At 46.7% G+C, this 21,886-nt stretch carries 17 protein-coding genes; 7 read left to right on the top strand and 10 right to left on the bottom strand.

Going from position 1 to position 21,886, the window contains the following annotated elements; translation table 11 throughout:
• Both OCU74_RS18690 and OCU74_RS18685 read left to right on the top strand, forming a co-directional pair.
• Positions 1-1,941 (top strand): MacB family efflux pump subunit, encoded by a 1,941-nt coding sequence (locus OCU74_RS18690; protein WP_087480860.1) that lies wholly within the window; start codon positions 1-3, stop codon positions 1,939-1,941.
• A gap of 3 nt (positions 1,942-1,944) precedes the next feature.
• Complete coding sequence (locus tag OCU74_RS18685) at positions 1,945-3,342, top strand: efflux transporter outer membrane subunit (protein ID WP_087480861.1); 1,398 nt, start codon at positions 1,945-1,947, stop codon at positions 3,340-3,342.
• 97 nt (positions 3,343-3,439) lie between these two features.
• Here the strand turns inward: OCU74_RS18685 and OCU74_RS18680 are convergent, their stop codons facing one another.
• From OCU74_RS18680 to OCU74_RS18645, 8 genes are all read right to left on the bottom strand, one after another.
• A complete protein-coding gene (locus OCU74_RS18680) occupies positions 3,440-3,808 on the bottom strand; it encodes an SH3 domain-containing protein (RefSeq protein WP_143693180.1) in 369 nt (122 codons plus the stop codon).
• 107 nt (positions 3,809-3,915) lie between these two features.
• Entirely contained in the window at positions 3,916-4,389 is a 474-nt protein-coding gene (gene nrdG, locus OCU74_RS18675) for an anaerobic ribonucleoside-triphosphate reductase-activating protein (RefSeq protein ID WP_087480863.1), read from the bottom strand.
• 28 nt (positions 4,390-4,417) lie between these two features.
• Positions 4,418-6,538 carry an anaerobic ribonucleoside-triphosphate reductase gene (gene nrdD / locus OCU74_RS18670; protein ID WP_087480864.1) on the bottom strand — a complete coding sequence of 707 codons (2,121 nt, stop codon included), beginning with the start codon at positions 6,536-6,538 and terminating at the stop codon, positions 4,418-4,420.
• Positions 6,539-6,985: 447 nt separating this feature from the next.
• The gene (locus OCU74_RS18665) at positions 6,986-10,135 is read right to left on the bottom strand and encodes an efflux RND transporter permease subunit (RefSeq protein WP_087480865.1); all 3,150 of its coding nucleotides are present in this window, start codon (positions 10,133-10,135) and stop codon (positions 6,986-6,988) included.
• A gap of 13 nt (positions 10,136-10,148) precedes the next feature.
• The gene (locus tag OCU74_RS18660) at positions 10,149-11,156 is read right to left on the bottom strand and encodes an efflux RND transporter periplasmic adaptor subunit (RefSeq protein WP_087480866.1); all 1,008 of its coding nucleotides are present in this window, start codon (positions 11,154-11,156) and stop codon (positions 10,149-10,151) included.
• 89 nt (positions 11,157-11,245) lie between these two features.
• The gene (locus OCU74_RS18655; protein WP_087480867.1) at positions 11,246-11,704 is read right to left on the bottom strand and encodes a YeeE/YedE family protein; all 459 of its coding nucleotides are present in this window, start codon (positions 11,702-11,704) and stop codon (positions 11,246-11,248) included.
• Positions 11,705-11,720: 16 nt separating this feature from the next.
• On the bottom strand, positions 11,721-12,137 hold the full coding sequence (locus tag OCU74_RS18650) for a YeeE/YedE family protein (RefSeq protein WP_087480868.1): 417 nt from the start codon (positions 12,135-12,137) through the stop codon (positions 11,721-11,723).
• A 35-nt stretch (positions 12,138-12,172) separates the two neighbouring features.
• Entirely contained in the window at positions 12,173-12,499 is a 327-nt protein-coding gene (locus OCU74_RS18645; RefSeq protein ID WP_087480869.1) for an ArsR/SmtB family transcription factor, read from the bottom strand.
• A 146-nt stretch (positions 12,500-12,645) separates the two neighbouring features.
• On the opposite strand from OCU74_RS18645, the gene OCU74_RS18640 reads away from it, so the two are divergent.
• The 3 genes from OCU74_RS18640 (at position 12,646) to OCU74_RS18630 (ending at position 16,742) form a co-directional block, all read left to right on the top strand.
• A complete protein-coding gene (locus tag OCU74_RS18640; protein WP_087480870.1) occupies positions 12,646-12,831 on the top strand; it encodes a YgaP family membrane protein in 186 nt (61 codons plus the stop codon).
• Positions 12,832-12,865: 34 nt separating this feature from the next.
• Positions 12,866-14,566, top strand: a complete 1,701-nt coding sequence (locus OCU74_RS18635; protein WP_087480871.1) for an FAD-dependent oxidoreductase — start codon at positions 12,866-12,868, stop codon at positions 14,564-14,566.
• Positions 14,567-14,903: 337 nt separating this feature from the next.
• Positions 14,904-16,742 (top strand): hypothetical protein, encoded by a 1,839-nt coding sequence (locus OCU74_RS18630; protein ID WP_087480872.1) that lies wholly within the window; start codon positions 14,904-14,906, stop codon positions 16,740-16,742.
• Positions 16,743-17,007: 265 nt separating this feature from the next.
• On the opposite strand, the gene fdhA is transcribed toward OCU74_RS18630, so the two are convergent.
• The gene (fdhA, locus tag OCU74_RS18625; RefSeq protein WP_087480873.1) at positions 17,008-18,207 is read right to left on the bottom strand and encodes a formaldehyde dehydrogenase, glutathione-independent; all 1,200 of its coding nucleotides are present in this window, start codon (positions 18,205-18,207) and stop codon (positions 17,008-17,010) included.
• Positions 18,208-18,517: 310 nt separating this feature from the next.
• Positions 18,518-19,201, bottom strand: a complete 684-nt coding sequence (locus tag OCU74_RS18620; protein ID WP_087480874.1) for an SDR family oxidoreductase — start codon at positions 19,199-19,201, stop codon at positions 18,518-18,520.
• 370 nt (positions 19,202-19,571) lie between these two features.
• Between OCU74_RS18620 and ahpC the strand changes: the two genes are divergently transcribed.
• Entirely contained in the window at positions 19,572-20,129 is a 558-nt protein-coding gene (ahpC, locus tag OCU74_RS18615; RefSeq protein ID WP_087480875.1) for an alkyl hydroperoxide reductase subunit C, read from the top strand.
• A 122-nt stretch (positions 20,130-20,251) separates the two neighbouring features.
• Entirely contained in the window at positions 20,252-21,820 is a 1,569-nt protein-coding gene (ahpF, locus tag OCU74_RS18610; protein ID WP_087480876.1) for an alkyl hydroperoxide reductase subunit F, read from the top strand.
• Positions 21,821-21,886 lie beyond the last annotated feature (66 nt).

The following is a 21,886-nucleotide window of genomic DNA, read 5'->3' as shown; positions in this document are numbered from 1 at the left end:
ATGAGAGAAGCATTACTCCATCTGTCCGGCGTATCCCGGTCTTTTCCCGCCGGGGATCAGACGCTGACCGTACTGAAAGACATCGAACTCACCATTGAACGGGGAGAAATGGTCGCGATTGTCGGAGCCTCCGGTTCGGGGAAATCGACACTGATGAATATTCTTGGCTGTCTCGACAAACCATCACAAGGTAATTATCGGATTAACGGACAAGATACATCGTCAATGAGTGGCGATGAATTAGCTCAACTACGCAGGGAATATTTTGGATTTATCTTTCAGCGCTATCACTTGTTGGGAGACTTAACAGCTGTCGATAATGTTGAAGTGCCTTCGGTCTACGCAGGTAAGGATCGAAAAATACGCAGAGATCGGGCCCGGCAATTACTGACTCGTCTCGGGCTGGGAGAACGTCTGGATCATAAACCCAATCAGCTCAGTGGCGGTCAGCAGCAGCGAGTCAGCGTCGCCCGGGCTCTGATAAATGGCGGAGACGTCATATTAGCCGATGAACCAACCGGGGCTTTGGATAGCCACAGTGGCGATGAAATGCTGCAACTGTTACAGGAACTGCATCAGGATGGTCACACGATTATCATTGTGACTCATGACATGCATGTAGCTCAGTTTGCAGATCGCATCATTGAAATTAAAGATGGAGAGATCATTAGTGATCAACGACATCACAACAACCGGCAAGGCTCTCTGCAACAGAACAAGTCTTCGCAGAGTCACCGCTGGTTTAACTGGGATCGCTACACTGAAGCATTCAAGATGGCTTTACTAGCGATGTCGAGCCATCGCCTCAGAACCTTTCTGACTATGCTTGGTATTATTATCGGTATTGCATCTGTCGTATCGGTTGTTGCTCTGGGAACTGGCTCACGACAAGCCATTCTGAAAAATATCAGTTCCATGGGGACAAATACCATTGATATTCTACCGGGAAAAGGCTTTGGTGATCGGCGCTCTGATCGAATCAGGACATTGAAAGCCAGCGATGGTGAAGCCCTGAAAAGCCTTCCCTTTGTTGACAGTGTCACACCATCAATTAACACAAGCGTTACCATTCGTTATACCAATCAGGCGGTCACGGCAAGCATTGAAGGTGTCGGGCCGGAATATTTCCGGGTCAGAGGCTATGAAATAGACAGTGGTCAATACTGGGACAAACAGAGTGTCCAGTCCCTGGCTCAGGAAGCGATCATTGATGACAATACCAGGCAAGAGATCTTCCCGGACAGCAACCCAATCGGTCAGGTCATCTTTCTTAATACGTTGCCGGTACGGATTATCGGCGTGACCAAGCCCAGAGAAAGTGCTTTCGGCAATAATGACTCTCTCAAAGTATGGGTTCCGTATACCACAGTTTCCGGTCGGATGCTCGGTCAGCCTCATCTGAACCGACTTACGGTCAGGATCAATGATTCCGCCCCAAGTAGCGCAGCCGAACAGGCTATCATCTCTTTACTAAAAATGCGTCACGGTACTCAGGATTTCTTTACCATCAACACGGATACTATCCGTCAGAATATCGAAAAAACCACTGCGACAATGGCCCTGCTGATTTCAGCGATTGCCGTCATCTCTCTGATCGTTGGTGGAATTGGTGTCATGAACATTATGCTGGTTTCAGTTACTGAGCGGACGAAAGAAATTGGAGTACGGATGGCAGTCGGAGCCAGACAAAGTGATATTCTGCGCCAGTTTCTGATTGAAGCGGTACTTGTCTGCCTTTGTGGTGGCGTTCTCGGTATTATGCTTGCTTACCTGATCGGGGTTATTTTTTCTTACAGTGGCGGGAATTTCCAGATGATTTATTCAACCACATCAATTGTCACCGCATTTCTCTGTTCTACGCTCATCGGCATTCTGTTCGGATTTTTACCTGCCCGTAATGCAGCTCGTCTGGATCCGGTCGAAGCACTTGCAAGGGAATAACTCATGAATTCAACCATGCTCAAACCATTCCTTAGCACCGCTCTCAGTACTCTGCTGCTATCGGCTTGTAGTACATTGACACAAACGGAATTCACTCCTCCTCAGGTTGAGATTCCAACCACATGGCAAACCCAAAAGATCAACGAACAGGTTCGAATGGATCCGTGGTGGAAGCAATTCGGCGACCCGGAACTGAATCGTCTCATCCAGCAGGTATTGCTCACCAATAATGATCTGGCTCTGGCGACACTAACACTTCAGAAAGCACGTCTGGAAGCAGGATTGAGTGAAACCGAGCAATATCCCGAGCTGTCATCCACTTTTTCCGCATCCCGGTCGAGGAACCTCGATTCAGGAAATCACACTAAAAGCTACTCAGCGAATCTCTCTGTCAGCTATGAACTGGATCTATGGGGACGTATCTCTTCATCCGTCGATGCATCTCACTGGACAGCGATTGCCAGAGCTGCGGATCGGGAAAGTACGGCACAAAGTCTGGCATCAACCACTGCCTCACTATACTGGCAGGTCGGCTACCTGAAAGACCGGGTGACGTTGAGCAATAAAAGTATCGCTTATGCAAAACAGATACTGGATTTGACACAGCGTCAGTATCACAGTGGTGCCGTTTCTGAACTGGATGTTCTGGAAGCCCAGCGCAGTTTATCCGGACAAGAGGCAGCCCATAGTGAACTGCTCCAGTCGTTGAAAGAGGCTGAGAACTCAATGGTAATTCTGTTCAATCAGCCGCCAGAACCAAGTACGCTGCAAATCCAGTCGCTGCCACAAGAACCAATTCCAGAGGTTGCCGCTGGTGTCCCGGCTGATTTGCTGGTCAGACGGCCAGACGTCAAAGCTGCACTCTATGAGCTGAAGTCAGCGCTGGCAACCAGTGATGCAACAATTGCCGGATATTTTCCGACCCTGACACTCACAGGTTCTGTTGGTGATTCTTCATCACAACTGCGGGATCTATTGACCGATCCGCTTGGTACTCTGGGAGCAGAGATTGTCCTGCCTTTTCTGCAATGGAACAAAATGAATCTGAACAGAGAAATTGCACAGATGGATTATCAGACAGCGGTGGTGAATTATCGACAGACACTTTATACCGCGATGAAGGATGTTGATAACGCCCTTTCCGCGAAGCAGCATTATCAGTATCAGGGACTCAAACTCAAAGAACAGTATGATGCCGCAACAGCCGCCGAACAGATTTATGCCAGTCAGTATCGTCATGGAGCAGTCAGTATCCGGGACTGGCTGGATGCACAGGAGACTCAGCGAAGTGCACAGGAGTCATTACTGGAGAATCGTTACAATCAGTACAATGTTCAGGCAACATTGTATCAGGCACTAGGTGGTAGCGATATCGCCCCACCACTGACAGTAAATCCTTAGCCTTAGCTTAGTCAATAAACACAAAACGGCCGGAATAATCCGGCCGTTTTAATAGAAAAACAATTTGAATGAGAAAACGATCAATCCGGTTATTCGTTCATAATTCGGACTGTTGATATCTCAGATACCGACCACTCACCCAAGCAACTTCATTTTTAAAAGTAATCATGGCCCAGCCATGGGAAAAACGATAAACATAGATGTTTTCGCCGTATTCCAACTGACCTACCGGACGACCATCCAGTAAGTTATCGCCACGAACATTTAATCGTTTTGCCGTCACAAGATAGTTCCCTGCTCCCCGGTAAAGTTTTTTCCGGTTAGCTTTCTGGGAAGCTGCTGATGACTGTAATTGGTGGTTGGCGCTTTTCTGAATATTGCCACACGGCTGACCTTTAAGACAGCTACTGGCTTCAGCGGGTAGAGTGAAAGACAAACCCAAGCAACAAAGCATTATTATTTTCATAGTTTTTTTCATATACATCCTTGCGGTATTGCCAGACTGAAAAATATCGCATTGGTGCATATTATTCTATACGCAAGTGGCTTCAAGATACAGTCACTGCGTAATAATTACTCATCCAGATTCAGCGTATGAATAATTTGATTCGAACTGCCCCGCCAATCCAGAGCCGGATCAGCCAGAGACTGTTCGAACTTTCCGTCAACCAGTACATCGATCCAATCCAGCACTTCACGTTGTGCCTCATTGAGTTCATCCAGCCGGTAACCGGTCCATAGCCAAATATCTTTCCCCTGACATTCCCGTTTTACACGCTTTGCCAAGCGGAGAATCACCGGAACGTTTTCAGGGTGAAGCGGATCACCGCCGGACAGTGACAAGCCGCGGCGGTAAATTCTCGTATCATTTAAATCCCGGATAATATGCTCCTCCAGTTCTTCCGTATAAGGAAAACCGGAGCGCAACGACCAGGTACTCTGGTTATAACATCCTTTGCAGTGGTGCTCACAACCGGAAACAAACAAAGTACAGCGTGTTCCCGGCCCGTTCACCACATCAATCGGATGATATTTGTGGTAATTCATGCGATTTTCGCTCCACAATCACTGACTGCTACAGGTGTTTTACCCGTCGTTTAACTTCTTCCTGTTTACCGAAATTAAACGGACGTGCGTCAGGGCTGCCCAGATAACCACATACCCGGCGAATCACTGAAACTTTTGCAGGATCATGGTTGCCACATTTCGGACAGACAAATCCTTTACTGGTACAGGAAAACTCCCCGGCATAACCGCACTCATAACATTCGTCAATTGGTGTGTTAGTTCCGTAGTAAGGCACCCGGCTATAGCTGTAATCCCAGACATTCTCTAACGCTTCAATATTGCGCTGCATGTTCGGAAATTCGCCGTAACAGATGAAACCACCACTGGAAATTGCCGGATACGGCATTTCAAAGTCGATCTTATCGTACGGATTCACTTTTTTCTCGACATCCAGATGGAAGCTGTTGGTGTAATAGCCTTTATCCGTCACACCATCAATCACACCAAATTCTTTGGTATCAATGCTACAGAAGCGATTACACAGGTTTTCACTCGGTGTTCCGTAAAGACTGAAACCATAACCGGTTTCTTCTGCCCAACGGTTCGTTGCTGCTTTCAGATAACCGATAATTTTAAGCGCTTCATCGCGGAGCATTTGATTGTCATAGAGGTGTTGCTGATCGCCAAATAATGCATTGATCGTTTCATGAATCCCGATATAGCCCAACGAAATGGATGCCCGTCCGTTTTTAAAGATATGAGCAATCGGCTCGTCAGCTTTTAGTCTGACACCGCAGGCACCTTCCATATACAGAATTGGAGCAACTCTGGCCCGGACTTTTTCCAGACGGCTGATACGGGTTTCCAGAGCCCGGCGGGCCAGCAGCAGACGATCATCAAGAATTTCATAAAAACGGGTAAGATCACCTTTGGCCTGTAATGCAATCCGGGGCAGGTTCAGGCTGACGACACCCAGATTATTCCGACCATCATGCACCAGTTCGCCCTGTTCTTCATAAGTACTGAGGAAACTTCGGCAACCCATCGGCGTTTTAAAAGAACCCGTTACTTCAACGACTTTGTCATAGTTCAGAATATCCGGATACATCCGCTTGGTTGCACAATCAAGAGCCAGTTGCTTAATATCATAATTCGGATCACCGGCCTGATGATTTAATCCTTCTTTAATAGCAAAAACCAGTTTAGGGAAGACAGCAGTTTTATGGTTTTTACCCAAACCTGCAATCCGGTTTTTCAGAATGGATTGCTGAATCAACCGGGATGCCCAGCTGGTTCCCAGCCCAAAACCGAAGGTGACAAATGGTGTCTGACCATTAGCTGTATGGAGGGTGTTCACTTCATATTCCAGAGACTGGAAAGCGTCATAACACTCTTTTTCAGTCCGGGCTGTCGCAAATGCTTCTGGATCATGAACGTCCCACTCGTGGGCAATAGCAAGGTGCTTGTTGTAGCTTGCCAGTACATAAGGTTCCAGAATTTCATCAATACGGTTGATAGTCGTTCCACCGTAAATATGGCTGGCAACCTGTGCAATAATCTGAGCCGTAACCGCTGTAGCTGTCGAGATAGATTTTGGCGTATCAATCTCAGCATTCCCCATTTTGAACCCATGAGTCAGCATTCCTTTCAAATCGATCAGCATACAGTTAAACATCGGGAAGAAAGGTGCGTAGTCCAAATCATGGTAGTGAATATCGCCGGCTTCGTGTGCCTGTACAATATCTCTGGGAAGAATGCGGGTTTTTGCGTAGTGTTTTGCGACAATCCCGGCCAGTAAATCACGCTGTGTCGGAATCACTTTACCGTCTTTGTTCGCATTTTCATTCAGCAGGTCGGCATTGCTTTCGTTAATCAATCCTTCAATTTCACGGGTCAAAGCACTCTGTTTCTCCCGGGCAATATCACGATCATGACGATATTCAATATAAGAACGCGCCAGGGATTTGTATGGTCCCTGCATCAGCTCGTTTTCGACCAGCGTCTGAATCTCTGCAATGTGAACTTCTTTGTAATCCTCGAGCTTTAACTCGACAGCCAGGGCAACGTTTAAGGCATAAATTGCCAGTTCTTTATCAGTATGTTCAGCAGCGGCTTCAACAGCAGCCTGAATTCTGTCCCGATGAAACGCCGCTCTTGAGCCATCACGTTTGATTACGATAGGTTTCACTTTATCTCCTTACCCCTCTTCCGTCCATTTTTAGTAAAACACACGATATAGGGTTTCATATCTGCCAAGTAACACTACATATTGTAGTGCATTTAACGAGAAGCACCCTATGCATGTATTGATCAGGATCAACAAAGCACAGCTAATGGATAAGATAAGCACGATTATTTATCAGCAGATCTCATTTATAAAAATACAGCACTGAAAATTGAGATTTTTTTCGACAAACAGAAGGGAAATATGGTAGATCCTGTGCGGCTCGTTACATTTTCATTCATAATAACTTAGTATATAAACAACTATTCTCATAATTTATACACGTTCGGGAAGGGCAATTGCAGCCCTTTCTCAGGGCTGCAATTATTGTCTGTTCGGGCAAAATCAACGGATGGTTACGGAACGTGATTTTCCCCGTCAGTGAAGTGTTTTTCTATGGATGACGTTTTCTCATAAACGCCTTTCCTTCATAAAAGAAAAGTACAATACCGGAATCACAATCAGTGTCAGCAACGTCGATACAAAAACCCCGAAAATCAGACTAATCGCCAAACCATTAAAAATCGGATCATCCAGAATAAACAGTGAACCAATCATCGCAGCCAGTGCTGTAAGCAAAATCGGTTTTGCCCGCACTTTAACCGAGTTAATCACCGCCTCGGAAAACGCCATTCCCTGTTCATGCTCCTGACGGATGAAATCCACCAGCAGAATTGAATTACGTACGATAATCCCTGCCAGCGCAATCATACCGATCATCGAAGTCGCCGTGAATTGTGCCTGTAGCAGTGCATGTCCCGGCATCACACCGATAATGGTCAGCGGAATGGGCGCCATAATAATCAGCGGCGTCAGATACGATTTGAAATGTGCCACCACTAACAGATAGATCAGGATCATTCCGACTGCATACGCAATCCCCATATCCCGGAAGGTTTCATAAGTAATCTTCCATTCTCCATCCCATAATACGGAGATCTGACTCAGACCCGAAGGCTGATGAATATAATTCTGCTCAACCGGGAAAGGCAGTGTTTTCATCCGGGTCGCAATTTCAAACATTCCGTAAAGAGGACTGTCGGTATGACCTGACATATCACCAACCACCATGACCATCGGAACCAGATTCTTATGCATGATATAATCGTCCGCTGCGACTTTATGGATGCTAACCAAATCAGACAGCGGATAAGACTGACCGCTCTGCCCGGCTACACGCATCTCAAGCAACTGAGTCAGGTTCGCCTTATCACCTTCTGTCGCCTGAATCTGGATCGGTACCGGATATTTGCTGTAATCCGTATGCAGATAACTAACCGGCTGTCCGCCGACTGCGGCTGCCAGTGTATTGACAATTGATGCGTAAGAGACCTGATAGTGTGCCGCTTTACTGCGGTCAATCTTCACCTGCCACTGCTGGTGAGGCTCCGGCAGATAAATATCCACATCAACAATATCCGCACTGGCCTCAAACAACTGACGAATCTGTCTGGCAGCTTCGGTACGTACCGTATCTGTCGGTCCATAGACTTCAGCCAGAATCGGTGACCAGACCGGCGGGCCGGGCGGTACTTCAACAACTTTCACCTTACCGCCGAATGCTTTAGCAACCTCAACCAGCTTCGGCCGTAATTCTCCGGCAATCTGATGACTGTCTTTATCCCGTTCCCCTTTCGGTAGCAGGTTCACCTGAATGTCGCCCTGATAAGGAGAAGACCGGGTAAAGTAATGCCTGACCAGACCGTTAAAATTCATCGGCGCCGCAGTTCCGGCATAGATTTGATAGTCATGCACTTCAGGAGACTGATTCAGTACGGTTCCCAGCTCGAATAAAACCCGCTGTGTCCGTTCCAGTGCAGTATCATCTGGCATATCCAGTATCACCTGAAATTCAGATTTATTGTCAAACGGCAACATTTTCAGAACGACAGCCTGATAAACGGGCAGCAGAACCGATCCCAGAATCAGCACAATCACTCCGCCGCCAAGCAACCAGCGATTACGCCGTTGATGTGCTGACAGAACAAAAGGAGCCATAATGCGCTGAACAATCGCCATACTCGGTTCTTTCTCCTGAGTATGAGATTTATGGCGTAATAGCTTAACCGCCAGCCAGGGTGTCAGAATAAAGGCAACAGCCAGTGAGATAAACATCCCCATCGAGGCATTGATCGGAATTGGACTCATATACGGCCCCATTAATCCGGTCACAAATGCCATCGGCAATAGCGCAGCAATAACAGTAAATGTAGCCAGAATCGTCGGGCCGCCAACCTCATCAACCGCGTAGGGGACGGAAAAATTATCCGATTTCGAAGACATATGCCGGTGAATGTTCTCCACCACCACAATCGCATCATCGACCAGAATACCGATAGAAAAGATCAGTGCAAAAAGAGAAACCCGGTTGATGGTAAAACCCCATGCCCACGAAGCAAACAGAGTAATCATCAAGGTGATCATCACAGCGATCCCAACGACAATCGCTTCACGCCATCCCATGGTCAGCAGCACCAGAATAACAACCGCACAGGTTGCAAACATTAGTTTCCCAATCAGCGTATGGCTTTTTTCCGATGCAGTATTCCCGTAGTTTCGGGTGACATCAACTTTGACATCCGCAGGGATTAACTGATTTTCCAGTACCTGTAAACGTGCTTCAACACTTTGGGCAACATCTACCGCATTTTCACCAGCTTTCTTGGCAATCGCAATTGTCACTGCCGGAGTAATGGTGGACTTATCACTGGTCCAGACATTATGAGCCGGCGTGTCGCCACCCATACTCACACTGGCAATATCACTCAGATAAACGGGAGCAGCATTATGTAACCCGACAACCAGTTGCCTGACATCATCTACCCGGTGTAAAAACTGCCCGACCCGGACCGGGATCGCCTGATTATCCTGAGTAACAGTCAACTGTGGAGAACGAACATTGGCGGACTGAAAAACCTGATTCAGCTGATCAATCGTAATACCGAAGCTATTCATACGCGCCGGATCAAGCCGGACATCGACGATCATGTCATGCCCGCCGACCGTATAGATATCCCGGGTGCCATCAATTCTTTTCAGCTCCGTTTCCAGACCATGAGCAACTTCTGTCAGTTGCTGCTGGCTCATGTGATTGCCCGGATCACTTAATGTCAGGCTGACGATCGGAACATCTTCGATTCCCCGGGGTTTAATGACCGGCTCACCCACTCCGACACCAGCCGGCATCCAGTCTTTATTGGAGTAAAGCTTGTTATAGGTACGTACAACCGCATCATTTCGTGAGACACCGACTTTAAAGATCGCAACAATCAAAGCCCCATCCGGCTGTGAAAAAGAATAGATGTTATCAATTCCCTGAATCTCCGAAACAATCTGTTCGGCAGGATTGGTCACCAAATGTTCAACTTCTGCCGGAGATGCGCCGGGAAAAGGAATAAAAATATCAGCAAAAGTGACATCGATTTGTGGCTCTTCTTCTTTTGGTGTCACCATCACGGCAAAAACACCCATGAGCAGACCAACCAGTGCCAGCAGCGGCGTAATCGCCGAATGCTGAAACATTGCTGCAATACGCCCGGAAATTCCCAGTTTTCTTTCCATAGCACTGTCCCTCTTACTGTGCTTCCGTCGGGAAAGCATTGGCAACGATCTGATCACCCACTTCCAGCCCGGACAGGATTTCAACGGACTCACCGTATTCCTGACCAACCCGAACCGGATTCAATGCCTGCTGTTCCCCTTTCAGGCGAAACACCGCACTCAATTCACCCCGGCGGATCACCGCAGTTTTCGGCACCAGCAGCGCATCACGGTCACCGGTATGGAAAATGGCTTTCACCCACATTCCCGGTGTCAGTTCACCTTCACTGCCGTCAGCCAGTCTTAAACGAATGGTAAATGTATGAGATTGCGGATCAGCATAACGGAACAGTGTATATTGTGTCGGTTGCACCAGACTGCCATCCGGGGACTGAATCGCAAACTGTTGTGCCTGTTTCACCAGATTGTGATACCGCTGCGGCACCTGCACTTCGACCCGTAAGGGTGTCATACCATAGCCACTGAGTAACGGCATTCCGGGAGCAACTGTCTCACCCAGCTCCACATGACGCTGGGTCACGATGCCGGCATAAGGCGCTTTAATGCTGGTATAACCTAATGCATCTTTCGCCCGTGTCACTTCAGCATGCGCGGCTTTGACTGCCGCAGCCGCAGTCCGGGCTCGTGCTTCGGCTGAGTCCAGTTGTCCCTGAGAAACTGCTCCCCGGGTGATCAACTGCCGAAACCGTTTCACCTGAGTCTGAGCTTCGCGGTTCTGGGCTTCCGCCTGACTCAGTTGAGCAACAGCGGCATCGTAAGAAGCAGTTTGCTGAGTTGCACTGATTTCAAGTAGTACATCGCCCTGCTGAACCACATCATTGACATCAACATACATGCCGACAACCCGTCCTGAAGTCTGGGCAGCAACCGTTCCCTGATTTACCGGCTGAACAACGCCGTCAAATGTGACCTGTTCAGGAATTGTCTCCCGATTCACCGTCAGCGTAGTTTCAGCCTGATTATAGAAAGCCACCCACATCAGGCTGAATAGGCCTAATCGCCACACATTTCGCTTTTTCATACGATTCCCCTCCTCTGGCGAACCCATTCTGAACTTATTGCATCCCAAACCAATCACCGCAGCATCAAATGACGGATGTCATGACCATATCAGACCGTCTGTTCCTGAACCTTATGCCCTTTCAGCCGGCACAACACACAACTGGAAATGCCCAGCCCGACCATCATTGATGCAAAGAAAACCCAAAGGCCAAGATGCCCGAAAGACAAACTGGCCAGTGCCGGACCCGGACAGATACCCGCCATACCCCAGCCGACGCCGAAAATCACGGCTCCCGAAATCAGCCGGAGATCAATGCTCCGGAGACTGGAAAATAAAAACTCATCTGCCATTACCGGCCGTTGTTTTGGTTTTACCAACAGTAAGTAGCCCGGCATAAAAACCAGCAGCGCACCACCCATAACAAAAGCAAGACTGATATCCCACGAGCCGGTTATATCCAGAAAACCGGTGACTTTATCCGGGATCACCATGCCTGATATCACCATGCCGAGTCCGAACAAAAAGCCACAACTTCCGGCAACCAGCCAATTCATATATTTTTTCATCTGATTCTCCCGTACTTTAAAGATGGAAACGGACCCATACGGTCACTACAGCCACCAACATAAAAACGCCAGTAGCGACCACAGAGCGCGGTGATAACCGCCCTAAACCGCAAATACCATGACCACTGGTGCAGCCATTGGCGATTCGGGTACCGATCCCAACCAGTAACCCGGCAACAGCCAGTTGCCAGACTGAGAGATTCAACTGTTGCGGAACTGCAAAGCCCAGACTATAGGCTGCGACAGCACCGCCTGCGACCATACCGATCGCAAAAAATATCTTCCATAACGATTCGCGATGCCGGGGTAAAATCACTCCGGAAAGAACACCACTAATCCCAGCAATCCTGCCGTTGAAAACCAGCAGAAGTAATGCAGAGAGCCCAACCAGCAGCCCTCCGAAAAAAGACAACCAGGGAATATTTGACCACACAACAACTTACCTCAAAGTAAAACAAAATAATTTATTCATTCTCCGCAAAACAGCTCCTGTAGACTAGTGATAATTTGCATTGCACGAGTATCTGCCAGTGAATAAAAAACCTGCTGCGATGACTTACGGCACACCACAAGATGGTGTTTTCTCAGAACCTTCAGATGTTGGGACAACGCAGACTGACTCAGGGTTGAGTTCTGCTGTAGCTGCCCGACCCCGACTTCCCCCTGGATCAACTGACACAAAACGATCAACCGCTCCGGATGTGCCATCATTTTCAGAAAATCAGCAGCCTCCTGAGCATTGGCTTTGATTCGCTCAATGTCAGTTGCTTTTTCAGATTCATGATTTACTTGCATCAACACACCACCGAAAGACAGATATGAATTACCTTAATAATATTAGAAAATACTTATTTAGCAATATTAATATTAGATAAATTTAAATTAGACTTTTCTAATTATTAGATCTATAGTCAGGAGAAATCACCCAAAAGGAGTGTGTCATGACTATTGAGAATGGTGTTCGGGTTCTGGCCGGCAGCATGGTGCTGCTTTCTGTTATCCTGACTTATTTCGTCCATCCCTATTTTGTCTGGCTGACTGTATTTGTCGGGCTCAATCTGATTCAGAGCGCATTTACCGGCATCTGTCCGGCTGTATTCATGCTCAAAAAACTGGGACTAAAATAGTAAAATCGAGCGAATATTTAAAAAAGGCTTACTTATGACAAAAATCGTAATTATCGGCGGGGTTGCCGGTGGCGCCTCAGCCGCCGCACGGGCACGCCGTCTCAGTGAAGAAGCTCAGATCCTCATGTTCGAACGTGGCCCGTTTGTCTCATTTGCCAACTGTGGCCTGCCTTATCACATCGGAGGTGAGATCACTGAACGCAGCAAGCTATTGTTACAGACTCCGGAAAGTTTTCTGGCCCGCTTTAATGTTGATGTCCGGGTGATGAGCGAAGTCACTCACATTGACCGGCAGGAAAAAACTGTAACTATCAAAAACTTGACCGATGGCAGCGAGTATCAGGAAAGCTATGATTTTCTACTGCTCAGTCCGGGGGCTTCTCCGGTTATTCCACCGATCGAAGGGATTAATAACCCACTGACTCATTCTCTGCGCAACATTCCGGATATGGATAAAATCCTTGAAACGATTGCAACCAATCGCCCGGATCACGCAACAGTTGTCGGCGGTGGCTTTATCGGTCTGGAAATGGTGGAAGCATTCCACCGGCTTGGGATTCCGACAACACTGCTGGAGATGGCTGATCAGGTTATGACTCCGGTAGACCGGGAAATGGCTGGCTTTGCTCATGCAGAAATCCGCAATCAGGGAATCGATCTACGCCTCGGCACAGCACTCAAATCGGTTCAGTACGCCCCGACGACCTCAATTGCCAGCGAAAACTCCGGTGAAGATGAAGTCCACCAGCATATTCAGGGTGAGCTGACTCTGACACTCAGCAACGATGAGCAGCTCACAACCGAATTACTGATTATGGCAATTGGCGTCCGGCCTGAAATCAAACTGGCTCAGGAAGCCGGACTACAAATCGGTGCTTTGGGTGGTATTGTGACCAATCCTGCCATGCAAACCAGCGATCCGTCCATCTACGCCGTTGGCGATGCCGTAGAAGAACAGGATTTCGTCACCGGGAAACCAACAATTGTTCCATTGGCTGGTCCTGCCAACCGTCAGGGACGGATGGCCGCAGACAATATGCTGGGCCGTAACGAAACCTATCAGGGAACTCAGGGAACAGCTATCTGTAAGATCTTTGATCTCGCTGTCGCATCGACCGGTAAAAACGAGAAACAGCTTCAGCGGGACGGGATTGCATACGAGAAAGTCTATGTCCACACTGCAAGTCATGCGAGTTATTATCCCGGAGCTGAAATCGTCTCTTTCAAAATGCTATTCGATCCACAATCCGGAAAGATTTTCGGGGCTCAGGCCGTTGGTAAAGACGGCATCGACAAACGGATTGATGTTATGGCTGTCGCCCAACGGGCCGGAATGACAGTTGAACAGCTTCAGCATCTGGAACTGACCTACGCGCCACCTTATGGTAGTGCCAAAGACGTCATCAATCAGGCGGCTTTTGTTGCAACAAACCTGATCAAAGGGGATGCCGTTGCAATCCACTATGACGAAATCGACAACCTCAGCGAAGATCAAATCCTGCTGGATGTCCGCAACCCCGGCGAACTGAAAAACGGTTATCTGGAAGGCGCAGTCAATATTCCGGTTGATCAGCTTCGCCAACGGATGAATGAATTACCCAAAGACAAAGAAATCATCATTTACTGTCAGGTTGGGTTACGCGGTAACGTTGCCTATCGTCAGTTGGTTAACAATGGATATAAAGCACGCAATCTGCTCGGCGGTTATCGTACTTATATGTTCGCGAACAAATAATCAGTTTGCGGGTAAATAAATTGTCCTTTCATTAGATTTCAATTATTCAAGGGAGGTTTGTCCTCCCTTTCCAAACCCGACAGGCAACACAAATCCTCTTCAACAAATACTCCGTCAATGCTGATTTGTTGACACAGACGTTATGTAAAGAATCTGATTATGTTTATTCTCAGCCACAAATCCAACCAGAATCAAACATAATCACCCGGTGCCCCCTGAAAAAACAAATAAAACAAAGTGACGAATACAGCAATTTTATATCAACTTGTGTACATATCCATATATGTGCCGTTAGTATTTAAAATACTATTCTTCATACAATATGCAGGTTCATCATATGAAGTTAAATCAGGTTTTGAATCATACCAATCAAGTTGAACGCTCCAAGTTCGTAAACTGTATCGACAAACTTTGCCAAGACAATAAAGACGATTCTGAATTAGCAAAACAATTAGAGAAAATTGACGGTCAACTAAAAGCAGCATCTGGCAACGAAATCAATGAACTTTTTAGCCTAGTAAAAAAGCATTTCAGAAAGTACGTTATTGAACAAGTTTCTATTGGAGGACCACAGTCTTCATTACTGGTAAACATACTTGCAAGAGATGGAAATTGTATTGCAACGATTCCTTGGATCGAACATCTTTATGCTAAAGAATACTCAAAGATTGACAAGTTAAGCAATTCACTCATCGAAGAGATTGAATCAACAGAATTTAGTGACTTTGATAGATTGAACCGACTTGATATCTATAGGGATTGTATGCGGACTGCATTTAATAACGATCTCAAGTTAAATAGAACAGCCAAAATTTCTGAAGACGAACGTAGTGTTTTAAACGTACTAGCCCAACGTTTAGGCCTATCTAGAGAAGAAATAAATGCCATTGAACACTCGATTGACCACATTCCTGAACTTGGCATAGATAGTGCGTTAGAATACCTAAGAGAAAACGGAATTATAATGATTAACCGACGTCGTTCAGAAGTGATGGTGGCTGATGAAATTGTAGAAATTCTCCATGATGTACTTGGTAAAGAGATACATGACAAGTATGTTCTGAGAATTTTACGATCACTGTCAGATGCAGAGCTATCGAGTGTCCTCAAAAACCACGGCTACAAAATTCGTGGGATCAATAGACAAGAAAAAATCGCAACAATCGCTCACTCAGGTCTTTCTATACGCAATATCCTAATTAACGACATCCATGCAGATAATGCAACACAAAATCAAAGAAAAGAACGAATCAAACAGTTAATGGAAGATATGGATCTTGACATTGAAAGAATTGGAAGCCGTTTACAAGACCGTATTGACGTATTAATTGATTACTTAAAGTATTCTGAAGAAAATGAGTTCAACTTACTCAGTGTCAGTGGATATAAAGAGCTATTGGACTCTCTTTCACGCGCAGATCTAAATGTTGAAGATCGTATTCGTGCAGACTTTGAGATTGAAAATAAAGAGACACTCGATCCTGAAAGATTAAAATCGTTGGGCATTACACCATTGGATATCCTTTATCTTTATAGCAACGATGAAATAAGGACAATCAGAAATGACATGGGGCTTCCCCGAAGGGGTAATCCAAGGAGCCAGATCATAGATAGTTTCGCTAGTGCAAATGACCGACTAATAGAGAATTACCACCTACTTGCGACACGAGATATACAAGCTTTGCACGATGCTGGTATTGATATTAAGGAAGCAGATATAGGTATAAAATTCGAGGAAATCACTCGTTCGATACTTGAACAATTGGATATGAATGTTGATGAGGACTTGCGAAAAGACATTAACACAGCCAAAGATAAGGCAGATATTATTATCTCACTAGATAATGACGACGTTATCATTGGCGAAGCGAAGTCATTCAAAAATGGGCAGTTTTCAAAATACTCTACAACCTCCAGACAAGTAAAAGCCTATGTCAAACGCTGTGAAACAAACGGTCATCGTGTTGCTCAAGTTCTCATTATTGCTCCAGCGTTTTCGAAAGATTTTATCGATGCTGCTGATATGGATACCGAAATCAACATATCTCTTCTCGAAGCAAGCGGACTACAAAAGATCCTGGCAGCATATAAACAACGTAAAAATCCCAATTTTTCACCTAAATTGCTAACAAAAGGTGGTCTACTTAAAGCCGAGCTTATTTCTAAGTCGATATAGCCGTTATTTATCTACAACCTAAAACGCAACAACTCTAATAGTAGTGATTTCATACACCTCAATACCATTTAGAGTTGTTTCCAGAAATCTTTAACTATACTGTGGTTAGGATGATACCTGTACAACAAACAAAAAAAGATTCTCTGGTTTGTCTTTCTGAACCTACAAAAACGCGCAGGTTGTTGAGCAACCCTGCGCGTTTTATCAGTCGTCTGATTTCTGGCAGGATTCAGACGACATTGTGGAGCGTTCAGTATTCCTGAACTTATGCGGCAACACTACCGTGTGGATCGATAACGAATTTCTTCGCTGCGCCGCCATCAAAGTCAGCATAACCCTGAGGAGCCTGATCCAGAGTGATCAGTTGAACATTCACTGCTTTAGCAATATCAACTTTATCAAACAGAATCGCCTGCATCAGAGAGCGGTGGTATTTCATGACCGGACACTGACCTGTGTGGAATGAGTGAGACTTCGCCCAGCCCAGACCGAAACGCATGCTCAACGCACCAACTCTTGCAGCTTCATCCGTTGCACCCGGGTCGTCAGTCACATACAGTCCCGGAATACCGATTTGACCACCGGCACGAGTGATTTGCATCGCTGAGTTCAGTACTGCCGCTGGAGCTTCTTTATGATGACCGCCACAGCCACAGCCGTGTGCTTCAAAGCCTACACAGTCAACAAAGCAGTCAACTTCACGTTCGCCCAGAATAACTTCAAGTTTATCTTCCATATCACCATCTTCACGAAGATCAATGGTTTCACAACCGAAGCTACGTGCCTGTTCAAGACGCTCAGCGATCATGTCACCCACGATGACACACGCGGCACCCAACAGTTGAGCAGATACAGCAGCAGCCAGACCAACCGGTCCTGCACCTGCGATATAAACAGTTGAACCAGGTCCGACACCGGCAGTAACACAGCCGTGGAAACCAGTTGGGAAGATATCAGACAGCAATGTCAGATCACGGATTTTCGCCATCGCCTGATCTGAATCAGGGAACTTCAGCAGGTTGAAGTCAGCATAAGGTACCATGACGTACTCTGACTGACCGCCGACCCAGCCACCCATGTCTACATAACCGTATGCAGCGCCGGGGCGTGCAGGGTTTACATTCAGACAGATGCCGGTCATACCGGATTTACAGTTGCGGCAACGACCACAGGCAATGTTAAAAGGTACGGAAACGATGTCACCAACATTCAGGAATTCAACGTCATCTCCTTTTTCAAGGATCACACCAGTGATTTCATGACCCAGAACCAGTCCTGCCGGTGCAGTTGTCCGTCCCCGGACCATGTGCTGGTCACTCCCACAAATATTGGTGGTCAGAACCTTCAGGATAACGCCGTGGTTACACTTCCTTTTGCCCAGAGCCAACTCTGGAAAAGCGATTGATTCAACAGCGACTTGTCCTGGTCCTTTATATACAACACCGTGATTACTGGAATTGCACATTCTGTTCTCCTTAAGTGAATTATTATTGTACTGCGCCTGCCACGATAACGAGCGTGAATTCACAGCAGATGTTCGTATACGACACCATGAAGTCAGGTCGCGACCCGCCATTGTAAAGAAAGTGTTTTCTGTGGAGTTGATTAGACTTTTATATCCATATGAAAAACATGGAATAACAAGTAACTAGAGTTTGAAGTTACGCAGAGACTGAAGTTAAGAACAGACTGAAGTTAAAAAAAGATTAAAGTTAAGCGGCCAGAATATTCCCGACCGCTTTTATTGTTTGAAGCTACCCGTTACTGTTCGAAACTCACCAGCTCCGCTCTTTTCCCTGCCAGGTAAAGAACTTACCGCTCTGTTTGAGAGTCAGGCTATGGGCCAGTTCCGCAATGTCAGCGGCACACTCGTGGGCAGATAATGTTGCACTCGGGCCGCCCATATCCGTCCGGACCCAACCCGGTTCGACCGGACAGACCGTGATTCCCTGACCACGAAGTTCGAGAGCCAGTCCTTTCATCACTTTATTGACGGCCGCCTTTGAACTCCGGTAAGCATACATTCCCGTTGCATCTTCGCTCAACGCGCCCATATTGCTGGAAATTGTAATAATTCTCGGATTTTCAGCCAGTTTCAGATTTGCCAGTAACGTAGTACTCACCATAAACGGTGCAATCGTATTGACCGCAAATGTATCCAGCCAACCCTGACAGTTCATTGCATCAACTCTTTGTCGCTCAGGGCCAATAATCCCTGCATTGTTGATGAGAATGTCGATACAGATACCTTTCAGCTCATCGCCCAGTCTGGCGATTGCCTGATTATCGGTCACTTCCAGCTCAACAAGCTGTACCTGTTCGTTGTCAGCCAGTCGTGCCAGTGCTGCGGATGGTGTTCCCCGGTAAGTCGCTATGACTTTATATCCACGGCTCTTAAATTGTCGGGCCAGTTCCAGTCCGATCCCCCGCGAAGCGCCTGTAATTAAAACGGTTTCCATAGACCGCTCTCCTGTTGTTTTATCTCCTCAGATAATGCCATCATGACGCGTGACGGGCCAAAATGTAAACACAACAGATATGAAAGATAAGATCCAGATTCCGAATATGCTGATAGTTATTATGGTGCGTATCGATTATCCCCCGGGTTATGAGTTCCCGATTTAACTGTCTTCGCCAGATAGACACTGAATAGCGATCTGCATCCATCAGCCAAACCATTCATAACGATCGCCAGCCGCAATAAAGAATAGATTTTCCCTATCAAATGAATAGCTACAAGTGATTTTATTTTGTGTTGTGGCGATGAGAATATACTTCCCGAAGGCAAGACATTGCAAAGCAAAATAACTGAAAGGAAAGTAAAAGATCATGATTAACACAAAAATCAAACCATTTAGCGCAACAGCTTTTAAAGACGGTCAATTTGTTGAAATTACTGAAAAGAATGTAGAAGGTAAATGGGCAGTATTCTTCTTCTATCCAGCAGACTTTACATTCGTTTGTCCGACCGAACTAGGTGACCTTGCTGATCACTATGCTGAACTTCAGGAGCGCGGTGTTGAAGTATTCTCAGTTTCAACTGACACTCACTTCACTCACAAAGCATGGCATGACAGCTCTGACACAATTGGCAAAATCCAGTACTACATGGTTGGTGACCAAACCGGCAACATCACCAACAACTTCGGTGTAATGCGTGAAGGTCAGGGTCTTGCAGACCGCGCTACATTCCTGATCGATCCTGAAGGTGTGATTCAGGCGATGGAAATTACCGCTGAAGGTATTGGCCGTGATGCAGAAGATCTGCTGAGAAAAGTAAAAGCAGCTCAGTATGTTGCAGCTCACCCAGGTGAAGTTTGTCCGGCAAAATGGAAAGAAGGCGAAGAAACACTGGCTCCTTCTCTGGACCTGGTCGGCAAAATCTAACGACTTTCTGATTTGAGAGCTTGCCGGGTGTACCATACGACCAACGCACCCGGTTTGCTCTCCCCCCAACCTGAATTTATCTAGAGTGGTCACTCTCTTCAAAAGAAAAGGTGTAATTGAACATGCTAGACCAAGCGATCAAACAACAATTAAAACAGTACCTCAGTAATTTAAAAGAAGATGTCCGGTTAGTGGTCAGCCTAGATGAAAGCAAGGCATCCCAGGAAATTCTTGCACTGGCTGAAGAAATCGAAACATTAAGCGATCATGTCTCGGTAGTCCGTGACGATGCGGCCAGCGAACGTAAGCCGGTCATGGCTGTAACTAATCCGCAAAAAGGCACTCAACTCCGTTTTGCCGGAGTTCCGATGGGACATGAATTCACATCTTTGGTTTTAGCACTGCTGCATTCCGGTGGCCATCCGATGAAGATCGAAGCCGAAACCATCGAACAGATTGCCCAGTTACATAAAGAACTGGATGTTGAAATCTTTATTTCACTCTCATGCCAGAATTGTCCTGATGTCGTACAGGCGTTCAACATGATGGCAGCGATTAACCCTGATATTCGTGTCACCATGATCGATGGAGCTCTGTTCCAGGATGAAGTGAAACAGCGCGATATCCTTGCGGTTCCGAGTGTCTTCGTCAATGGTGAATTGTTCGGGCAGGGACGGATGTCACTGGCTGAAATCCTGGCAAAAGTAGATGACGGCGCAGCAGAGAAAGCAGCGGCCAGCATCAATGAAAAAGATCCTTACGATGTTCTGGTTGTCGGCGGTGGTCCAGCCGGTGGTGCAGCAGCCGTTTATGCCGCCCGTAAAGGGATCCGGACCGGTATCGTTGCCAAACGTCTCGGCGGTCAGGTGATGGACACGATGGCAATCGAAAACTTTATCTCTGTCAAAAGAACGGAAGGTCCGAAGCTTGCTGCGGATATGGGTGAACACCTGAAGGAATATAATGTGGATGTAGTTACCGATCAGCAGGCTGACAAGCTGATGGGCGCAGAATTCACTGAAGATGGTTACATCCATGTAAACCTTGAAAGTGGCGCAACCCTGAAAAGTAAAAGTGTCATTCTCAGCCCCGGAGCCCGCTGGAGAGAAATGAATGTTCCCGGAGAGCAGGAATACCGGAATAAAGGTGTAGCATACTGCCCACATTGTGATGGTCCACTGTTTAAAGGTAAGAAAACCGCTGTCATCGGTGGTGGCAACTCCGGTATTGAAGCGGCAATCGATCTGGCCGGCATCGTCGAACATGTCACCGTACTTGAATTCGCTGATGTATTACGTGCCGATCAGGTGCTGATCGATAAAGCAAACTCTTTACCGAACATCGATATCATCACCATGGCTCAGACAACCGAAGTCATCGGAGACGGAAAACGCGTTACCGGGCTGAAATATAAAGACAGAAATACTGATGAAATCAAAACAGTATTGTTGTCCGGAATTTTCGTCCAGATTGGTCTGGTTCCGAACACTGAATGGCTGAAAGATTCTGATGTAACGCTGTCTGCCAGAGGCGAAATCGAAATTGGCAGCCGTGGTGATACCAGTATGCCGGGTGTATTCGCTGCCGGGGATGCAACAACGGTCCCTTACAAGCAAATCATCATCGCCATGGGTGAAGGTGCAAAAGCCAGCCTCGGTGCATTTGATTATCTGATTCGTCACCAAGGCTAATCCCGGTGATAAAAGCTGACCATGATAAAATTATTGTCATAATACAGCTATCAGTAATAAAAACAC

This window comes from Vibrio mangrovi (assembly GCF_024346955.1).
Classification (GTDB): Bacteria; Pseudomonadota; Gammaproteobacteria; order Enterobacterales; family Vibrionaceae; genus Vibrio; species Vibrio mangrovi.
This window is presented reverse-complemented; position numbering and strand designations above follow the sequence as displayed.